Annotated in this window: 2 protein-coding genes; both read left to right on the forward strand. The window is 70.3% G+C overall.

Annotated features, from left to right (window positions below; genetic code table 11):
- The coding region (locus ACIQNG_RS38965; RefSeq protein WP_401491964.1) for an SDR family NAD(P)-dependent oxidoreductase at window positions 1-3,515 on the forward strand (3,515 nt) is incomplete at its 5' end.
- Window positions 3,516-3,576: 61 nt separating this feature from the next.
- On the forward strand, window positions 3,577-9,836 hold a 6,260-nt coding region (locus tag ACIQNG_RS38970), incomplete at its 3' end, for a beta-ketoacyl synthase N-terminal-like domain-containing protein (protein WP_401491967.1).

Raw genomic sequence — 9,836 nt, forward strand, 5'->3', positions numbered from 1 at the left:
TGGCTGGTGTGATCAAGATGGTGATGGCGATGCGGCACGGGAAACTCCCGGCGACGCTGCACGTGGATGCCCCCTCGCCGCATGTGGACTGGACGTCGGGTGATGTGCGGCTGTTGACGGAGTCGGTGCCGTGGGAGGTGAACGGTCATCCGCGTCGGGCGGGTATCTCCTCGTTCGGGGTGAGCGGCACCAACGCGCACGTGATTCTTGAGGAGCCTCCCGTAGTGGAGTCGGAGGCTGCTGCGCCGGTGGGGGTGTCGGGTCCGGTGGCGTGGGTGCTGTCCGGACGCGGGAATGAGGGTCTGTGTGGTCAGGCGGCGCGGCTTGCCGCTTTCGTGCGGGAGCGGCGGGCGGTGGGTGGGGTGGATCGGGGGTGGTTGGCGGGTGTTGCGTCGGGTCTGGCCGGCCGGGCTGCTCTGGAGCAGCGGGCCGTGGTCGTGGGGTCGGATGTGGAGGAGTTGCTGAGGGGGCTGGACGCGGTGACCGGCGACGGGGAGCCGTTGCCGGCGGGTGCCGAGTCCGGTGTGGTCTTCGTGTTCCCTGGTCAGGGTGGTCAGTGGGCGGGGATGGGGCGGGAGTTGCTGGAGTGTGATGCGGTTTTCGCGGAGGCGGTTGCCGAGTGTGAGCGGGCTTTGGATCCGTGGGTGGACTGGTCGTTGCGGGGGGTTCTGTCGGGTGGGGAGCGGGAGTGGTTGGGCCGGGTGGATGTGGTTCAGCCGGTGCTGTGGGCGGTGATGGTCTCCCTGGCGGAGGTCTGGCGTGCGGCGGGGATCGTACCCGATGCTGTGGTGGGTCACTCGCAGGGTGAGATTGCGGCTGCGGTGGTGGCGGGTCGGTTGAGTGTGGAGGACGGTGCCCGGGTGGTGGCGCTCCGCTCGCAGGCGTTGCGGGAGCTTGCCGGTAGCGGGGCCATGGCCTCGGTGGCGCTGGACCCGGAGAAGGCGTCGGAGTACCTGTCGCCGTCGGTGACGGTGGCGGCGGTGAACGCGCCGGGGCAGATCGTGGTGAGCGGCCCGCCCGAGGAGATCACCGTGCTGTGCGCCGAGCTGGACGGGCGGGGGATACGGGCCCGTCGTATCGAGGTGGATTACGCGTCGCATCATGCGCAGGTGGAGGTGGTGGAGGAGCGGTTGCGTGGGGAGTTGGCCGGGGTTGTCGATCTGCGGGGTTCGGGGCCGGAGTTCGTGTCGACGGTGACGGGTGAGCCGGTTCCTGAGGGGGAGCTGGATGCCGGGTACTGGTATCGGAATCTGCGGGAGCCGGTGTTGTTCGCCCAGGTGGTGGGGCGGTTGCAGGGTGCGGGGCCGCAGGTGTTCGTGGAGATCGGTCCGCATCCGGTGCTGTCGTTGGCGATGGAGCAGACGGTCACCGACGGCCGGGTGTTGCACACGCTGCGCCGTGACCAGCCCGAGGCCGCGCAGCTTCTGAGCAGTCTGGGTGCTGCCTGGGCGGCGGGTCTGCCGGTGGCGTGGCGCGATCTGCTGCCCGCCGTGGAACCGGTGGCGCTGCCGACGTACGCCTTCCAGCGCGAGCGCTACTGGCTGGACGCACCACCGGAGGCAGCCCGGCCCGGCACCTCCGTGACCGATGGGTGGCGCTACCGGGTGGGGTGGACGCCGCTGGCGGCCGAGCACTCAGGTGGGCTGGCCCGGACATGGCTGCTGCTGTGCCATGACCTGGCCGGAGCCGTCGACGTTCGTGAGGCGTTGGAGCAGGCTGGCGCCCAGGTCGAGGTGCAGGTGCTACCGGCTGACCACGACCTCGACCGCGCGCGTGTGGCGAAGCTGCTGACCGGTGCCGAGCACATCGCCTATCTGGCGACCGGATCGGGCCGGAGCCACTCGGCCGTACTCAATGACCTGGTCACGGTGGTGCAGGCGGTGGTGGAGCGGGAGGGCGCCCGGTTGTGGGTGGTGACCCGTGGTGCGGTGTCGGTGCCGGGGAACGGTTCGGTTCTGGATCCGGTGCTGGCGGCGGTGTGGGGTCTGGGTCGGGTGTTCGGGCTTGAGCACCCGGGTCATTACGGTGGTCTGGTGGATCTGCCGGCGGTGTGGCAGCCGGGTACGGGTCGTCTGTTGGTCTCGGCGTTGGCGCAGCCGGTGGAGGATCAGTTGGCGGTCGGTGGGGACGGGGTCTTCGTGCGTCGTCTGCGTCGTGCTCCGGTATCGCACGTGGCTGGTGGTGAGCGGTGGCGGCCGAGTGGGACGGTGTTGGTGACCGGTGGGACCGGTGGGCTGGGTTCGCATGTCGCGCGGTGGCTGGCGGGGAGCGGTGCTGAGCATCTGGTGCTGGTGAGTCGGTCCGGGGCGCAGGCTCCGGGGGCGGTGGAGCTGGCCGGGGAGTTGAGTGCGGCCGGTACTCCGACCACGGTGAAAGCCTGTGACATCACGGATGCGGAGCAGTTGGCCGAGGTCCTGGGCGACACCGGCCACCCGCCCATCACCACCGTCATCCACGCCGCCGGAGTGGCCAGGGACGCGGTGCTCACGGACCTCACCGCCGCGGATCTGGAAGACGTACTCGCGGCGAAGGTCCGAGGCGCGGACGCGCTGGCGGAGCAACTGGCCGACGGCGCCTTCGAGCGGCTGGTGCTGTTCTCGTCGAACGCCGGCGTCTGGGGCGGTGCCCGACAGGGTGCCTACGCCGCCGCGAACGCGTACCTCGATGCCCTGGCGCAGCGCCTGCGCGCGGTCGGCCGCTCCGTGACGTCGGTCGCCTGGGGGCTGTGGGACGCCGAGGGCATGGGCGGGGGCGAGGCCCGCTCACGGCTGAGCCGGCTCGGCCTGCGGCCCATGGCACCGGACCGTGCGGTGATTGCGCTCCACGAGGCGCTCGACCTGGACGAGACACTCGTGGCCGTGGCGGATGTGGACTGGGAACAGTTCGTACCCGCCTTCACCATCGCCCGCCGCCGTCCGTTCATCGAGGAACTACCCGAAGCCCGGCAGATCACCGCCGCAGCGGACCACCGGGACGCGGACGCGGGCAGCGCCTCCGGGCTGCTGTCGCGGCTGGACGGGCTGGACGCCGCCGCCCGCCTCGACCTGCTCTCCAAACTGGTCTGCGAGGAGGCGGCCCGCGTCCTGTCCCACTCCACACCCGACGCCATCGAGCCTGAACGGGCCTTCCGGGACATGGGCTTCGACTCCATCGCCTCCGTCGAACTACGCAAGCGGCTCAGCGCCGAAACCGGTCTGCGACTGCCGGCCACCGTGGCGTTCGACCACCCCACCCCGAGGATCCTCGCCGAGCACCTGGGCGCCGAACTGCTCGGAGTGGCCCCGGACGTCCCGCCGTCCACCCGGGTGTTCGGCGACATCGACCGCCTCGCGGGGACCTTGGCGGAGGTCGCCGAGGACGACGCCGTACGCAAGAGGGTGGCGCAGCGCCTCCGGGAACTCCTGGACGCCTGTGACAGCACCTCGCGCGACGCCGAGGACATGAGCGCACAGCTCGGCTCGGCGAGCGACGAGGAGATATTCGACTTCATCGACAAGCGGTTCAAGCGCTCCTAGGACCCCGACCGCCCGCACCGACCGCCTGTCTGCATCACCGCTGTGAGGAAGGCTCACGAAAATGGCTAACGAGGAACAGCTCCGGTCCTACCTGCGGTTCGTCACCACCGACCTGCATGAGACGCGTGAGCGTCTGGAGCGACTTGAGGCCGAGCAGCACGCCCCGATCGCCATCGTGGGCATGAGCTGCCGGTTCCCCGGAGGAGTGCGCTCGCCCGAGGACCTGTGGGACTTCGTCGCCGCCGGTGGCGACGCGATTTCCGACTTCCCGAAGGACCGGGGCTGGGACCTCGACACCCTGTTCGGTACGGACCCGGACGGGCCCGGTACGTCGTACACGGCGGCCGGCGGCTTCGTCTACGACGCGGGTGAGTTCGACGCGGGCTTCTTCGGGATCAGTCCGCGCGAGGCGCTGGCGATGGACCCCCAGCAGCGGCTCGTACTGGAGTGCTCGTGGGAGGCGATCGAGCGCGCGGGCATCGACGTCTCGACCCTGCGCAACTCCAGCACGGGCGTGTTCGTCGGCGCGTCCGCGCAGAACTACGGCACGTTCTCCGACCAGGGGGGCGAGGGCAGCGAGGGCTACTTCCTGACCGGCAACGCGGCCAGTGTGGTGTCGGGCCGGCTGGCGTATGTGTTCGGGCTTGAGGGTCCGGCGGTGACGGTGGACACGGCGTGTTCGTCGTCGCTGGTGGCCTTGCATCTGGCGGCGCAGGCGCTGCGGGCCGGCGAGTGCCGTCTGGCGGTCGCCGGTGGTGTCGCGGTGATGTCGACGCCGGGTGCGTTCGTGGAGTTCAGCCGTCAGCGGGGTCTTGCGCCTGACGGGCGGTGCAAGCCGTTCGCGGCGGGAGCCGACGGCACGGGCTGGGGTGAAGGCGTCGGCGTGCTGTTGCTGGAGCGGTTGTCGGACGCGGTGGCCAACGGGCATCGGGTGCTGGCGGTGGTGCGCGGCTCGGCGGTGAATCAGGACGGTGCGTCCAACGGCCTCACCGCCCCCAACGGTCCCTCACAGCAGCGGGTGATCCGGCAGGCGCTGGCGAACGCCGGTCTCGGTACCGGTGAGGTCGATGTCGTGGAGGCGCACGGTACGGGTACGACGCTGGGTGACCCGATCGAGGCGCAGGCGCTGCTGGCGACGTACGGCCAGGACCGGCCGGAGGACCGGCCGCTGTGGCTCGGCTCCGTGAAGTCGAACATCGGGCACACGCAGTCCGCCGCAGGTGTGGCAGGCGTGATCAAGATGGTCATGGCGATGCGGCATGGCCTGTTGCCGGAGACGCTGCATGTGGACGAGCCCTCGCCGCACGTGGACTGGTCGGCGGGTGAGGTGCGTCTGTTGACGGAGCCGGTGCCGTGGTCCGGTGACGGGCGGTTGCGGCGGGCGGGGGTGTCCTCGTTCGGCGTCAGTGGCACCAACGCCCACGTGGTCCTGGAAGAAGCACCCGCGGTCGAGCAGGATCCCGAGCCGACGGCGGAGGCGTCGGGTCCCGTGCCGTGGGTGGTGTCGGCGCGTGGCGAGGCGGGCCTCCGGGGGCAGGCGGCGCGGCTCGCGGAGTTCGTACGACGCCGCGAGGACGTGGAAGCCGCCGGGGTGGCGGCGGCCCTGGCGGGCCGGGCGATGTTGCAGGACCGCGCGGTGGTCGTGGGTGAGGGCGTCACGGAGTTGGTCGCGGGCCTTGACGCGCTGGCTGAGGGCGGATCTGCCGACGGCCTCGTGACCGGCTCGCCGGTGACGGGGAAGACGGCGGTGTTGTTCACCGGTCAGGGTTCCCAATTCGCCGGCATGGGTGCGCAGCTCTATGGGCGGTTCGAGGTGTTCGCCGGTGTGGTGGATGAAGTGTGTGCGGTGGCCGATGAGTTGTTGCCGGAGCCGTTGCGTCCGGTGCTTTTCGGTGAGGGCGGTCGTGGCGATCTGATCGACCAGACGGTGTTCGCGCAGGTGGGGTTGGTGGCGTTGGAGGTGGGGCTGTGGCGGGTTCTGTCCGAGCACGGGGTTCGTGCGGATGTGCTGGTGGGGCATTCGGTCGGTGAGATCAGTGCGGCTGTGGCCGCGGGGGTGCTGACCCTGCCCGACGCGGTGCGGTTGGCCTGTGTGCGCGGCCGGTTGATGCAGGGCCTCGCGGGCGATGGGGTCATGGCCTCGGTGGCTGCTCCTGCGGAGGAGATCCAGGAGCGGATCGCCGGCGTTGCCGGTGTGTGGGCGGCTGCGGTGAACGCGCCGGGGTCGGTCGTACTGGCCGGTGAGGCGGACGCGGTGCGTGGAGTGGTCGAGAAGCTGACCGCCGAGGGTGTGCGCACCCGCTCGCTTCCGGTGAGTCATGCCTTCCACACCCCGCTGATGGACCCGATGCTGGACGACTTCGCCGCCGCCATTGCGGATGTGGAGTACGGGTCGCCTCAGATACCGATCGTCTCGACGGTGAGTGGTGAGTCGGCGGGCGTCGACTTCGGCAGCCCCGCCTACTGGGTGGAGCACGCCCGCCAGCCCGTTCGGTTCGCCGAAGCCATAGAAACGGCAAGGGAGTTGGGGGCCCGCGTGTGGGCGGAGGTCGGTCCACAACCGGCTCTGTCCGCCGCGATGGCCGAGCGTGAGGGCGAGGTCGTCACGGGCTTCCTGCGGCGCGAGCGTGACCAGGTCACCAGCGTGCTGACCGGTCTCGCCCGGCTCCACGTCCATGGCGTCGAGGTCGACTGGGACCGCTGGATTCCCCGGACGCGCGTGCTTGCTGATGTGCCGACGTACGCCTTCCAGCGCCGCCGCTACTGGGTGCCTGGGTCCGTGGGCACGGCCGGTGGTTCGCTTACCGGTGCGGGGCTGGCGGTCGCAGGCCATCGGCTCCTCGGGGCACAGGTGTCGCTGGCCGGTGGCGGTGTGGTGCTGACCGGACGACTGTCGGTGTCCGCGCAGCCGTGGCTCGCCGATCACGCGGTGTCCGGTGCGGTCGTGCTGCCGGGGACCGCGTACGTCGACCTGGTGGCGCATGCGGGTCTTCAGGTGGGGTGTGCGCGGGTCGAGGATCTGACCTTGCAGAAGCCTCTGGTGCTGGCCGAGGACGGGCCGGGTGTGACGGTGCAGGTCGTGGTCGACGAACCCGACGAGCACGGGCGGCGCTCGGTGCAGGTCCATTCCCGCCCGGCTGCCGGGGACAGTGAGTGGATGAAGCACGGCACCGGCGTCCTGGCTACGGGGGACGGAGCGGCCGGGGAGGACGGAGCGGCTGAAACGGCCGACGCGGCCTGGTCGTGGCCTCCCGCGGGCGAGGCAGTGGCGGCGGAGGACGTCTACGCCGGGCTGGCGGACGCCGGGTTCGACTACGGCCCGGTCTTCCGGGGGCTGACGCAGGTCTGGCGGGACGGTGAGGACGTCTACGCGGAGGTCGTCCTGCCCGATGACCCGGCCGGCTTCGCTGTCCATCCGGCCCTGCTGGACGCCGTACTGCACGCCCTCGCCGCCACTCCCGGTAGTGGTGAGGCTGGGCTTCCCTTCACGTTCACGGGTGTCACGGTCCACCGCACCGGTGCGCGGACCCTGCATGCCCGGCTGCGTCGGAGTGCCGACGGTGTCAGCGTCGAGGCCGTCGATCCGACCGGGCGGCCCGTCGTCACCGTCGAGTCCCTCGCCTTCCGGCCGATCAACCGGGAGAGCCTTGCGAGTTCCCCGGCCTCCATTCCGCGACTCCTGCGGATGCGCTGGGCACCTGTGCCCGAACTGAACGTCGACAGCGTGAGTGACCCGGCGCCGGAATGGGTGCTGGTGGGCGGCGGCGCGGGCGATCACGCGGATCTGGCCTCGCTGAACCGGACGCTGGAGAGCGGAGCCGGGTCGCCCTCGGTGGTGGTGCTCTCCTGCCTCGGCGGGTCCGACGCATCCGAGGTATCCGACGTAACCGACGCATACGGCACCGCCGGTGCCGCCGGTGTATCCAGTGCCTCCGGCGTATCTGGCCGGCCTGGCGATGGGTACGAGGCCGGGGCAGCGGGAGCCGCCCACGTCGGGGACGAGGAGGCGGGAGCCGCTCGTGCCGAGACGATCCTCGTACGGCTGCTGGCCGAGGTACAGGCGTTCCTCGCGTCGCCCCACCTCACCGACGCCCGACTGCTGGTGCTCACCCGAGGCGCGGTGACCACGGAGGCGCCGGTGTCCCCGGTCGATCCGGCCATGGCCGCGATCTGGGGCCTGATCAGGTCAGCCCAGACGGAGCATCCGGATCGCTTCATCCTCCTGGACCTCGACCCGCAGGACGCGCGCGAGACGGAGGACACTCTTCGTGCCCTGCCTCTGTCCGCCCTACTGGCCGGAGGCATCGATCAACTGGCATGGCGCGGCGGCGAGATGATCGCGCCGGCCCTCGGGGAAATCGATGAGACCGACCGGCTACAGCTTCCGGCGAACGGCCCCTGGCGGCTGTCGACCGGGCCCGGCGGAACGCTGACCGAGCTGACCTCGATCCCGCACCCGCAGGCCGCCGCGCCCCTGTCGCCGGGAACGGTCCGGCTGTCGATGCGTGCCACGGGCCTGAACTTCCGTGACGTCCTGATCGCGTTGGGCATGTACCCGGGCGAGGCAACGCTCGGCAGCGAGGGATCCGGAGTGGTCACCGAGATCGGTCCGGACGTCACCGGACTGGCTGTCGGCGACCGCGTCATGGGTCTGATCCCGGAGTCGTTCGGCGATGTGGTGGTGGCTGACGCGCGGACCGTCGCGCCGATCCCGGCGGAGTGGTCGTTCGCGGAAGCGGCATCAGTGCCGGTGGCGTTCCTGACCGCGTACTACGCCCTCGGGGAGCTTGCGGCGGTGCGTCCCGGTGAGCGGGTGTTGGTTCATGCGGGTGCGGGTGGTGTGGGGATGGCGGCTGTGCAGCTTGCGCGGTATTGGGGTGCGGAGGTGTTCGCGACGGCGCATCCGTCCAAGTGGGGGACGTTGCGGGGGTTGGGGTTGGCGGAGGATCACATCGCGTCTTCGCGTGATGTCGGTTTCCGTGAGGTGTTTCTCGGTGTGACCGGTGGTGGTGGGGTCGATGTGGTGTTGAACTCGCTTGCGGGTGAGTTCGTGGATGCTTCGCTGGCACTGTTGCCGTGTGGTGGTCGGTTCATCGAGATGGGCAAGACGGATGTGCGGGAGGCGGGCTCGCTGCCGTCCGGGGTGGGGTACCGCACCTTCGACCTCACGGAACCGGAGCCCGCCCGGATCGGCGCGATGCTGACCGAACTGCTGACACTGTTCGCGGAGGGGCGGCTCACGCTCCTGCCGATGACGGCGTGGGACATGCGCCAGGCGCCCGCCGCGTTCCGCCACCTCAGCCAGGCCCGGCACGTCGGCAAGAACGTCCTGACCCTGCCCGTTCCGCTCGATGTGGAGGGGACGGTGGTGGTGACGGGTGGTACGGGTGTGTTGGGTGGTTTGGTGGCGGAGTGGTTGGTGTCGGTGTGTGGTGTGCGGCGTCTGGTGTTGGTGGGTCGTGGTGGTGTGTCGGGTGGTGGTGTTGAGGAGTTGGTGGAGCGGTTGTCGGGGTGGGGTGCGGGGGTTCGGGTGGTGGCGGCGGATGTGTCGTGTCGGGAGGGTGTGGAGGAGGTTCTTGCCTCGGTTGACGAGGGGCATGGTCTGACTGGTGTGGTTCATGCGGCGGGTGTGGTGGATGACGGTGTGGTGGAGTCCCTCTCACCGGAGCGGGTCGGTGTGGTGATGGGTGGGAAGGCGGGTGGTGCGTGGTGGCTTCATACGTTGACGCGGGGCATGGATCTGTCGTTCTTTGTGGTGTTTTCGTCGTTGGCGGGTGTGGTGGGGTCGCCGGGGCAGGCGAATTATGCGGCGGCGAATGGGTTTCTTGACGGTTTGATGCAGTGGCGGCGGGCTCAGGGGTTGGTGGGTCAGTCGGTGGCGTGGGGTCTGTGGGATGTGGCTGAGGGTATGGCGGGTGGGCTGAGCGGGAGTGATGTGGCGCGGATGTCCCGTGGCGGAGTCACCGGACTCTCCGCCACCGAAGGCACCGCGCTGCTCGGCGCGGCGCGTGAGGTGCCCGATGCCGTGACGATCGCCGCCCGCTGGGACTGGCACGCCTGGGATGCCGCGACGACGGTGCCGCAGGTGCTGCGCGAGCTGGTACGTGACGGATCGCCCCGCAGCCAACGGGGACGTGGACCCGCGACGGGGGGTGTCCGGAGTCGGCTGAACCGACTCTCGCGGAGCCAGGCTCTGTCGGCCATCACGGATGAGATCCGGGGCGAAGTGGCGTCTGTTCTTGGTTTTGGGTCGGTGGTGGATGTGCCGGTGGGGGTGGCGTTTCGGGAGATGGGGTTTGATTCGTTGACGGCTGTGGAGTT

Source organism: Streptomyces sp. NPDC091377 (assembly GCF_044757045.1).
Classification (GTDB): Bacteria; Actinomycetota; Actinomycetes; order Streptomycetales; family Streptomycetaceae; genus Streptomyces.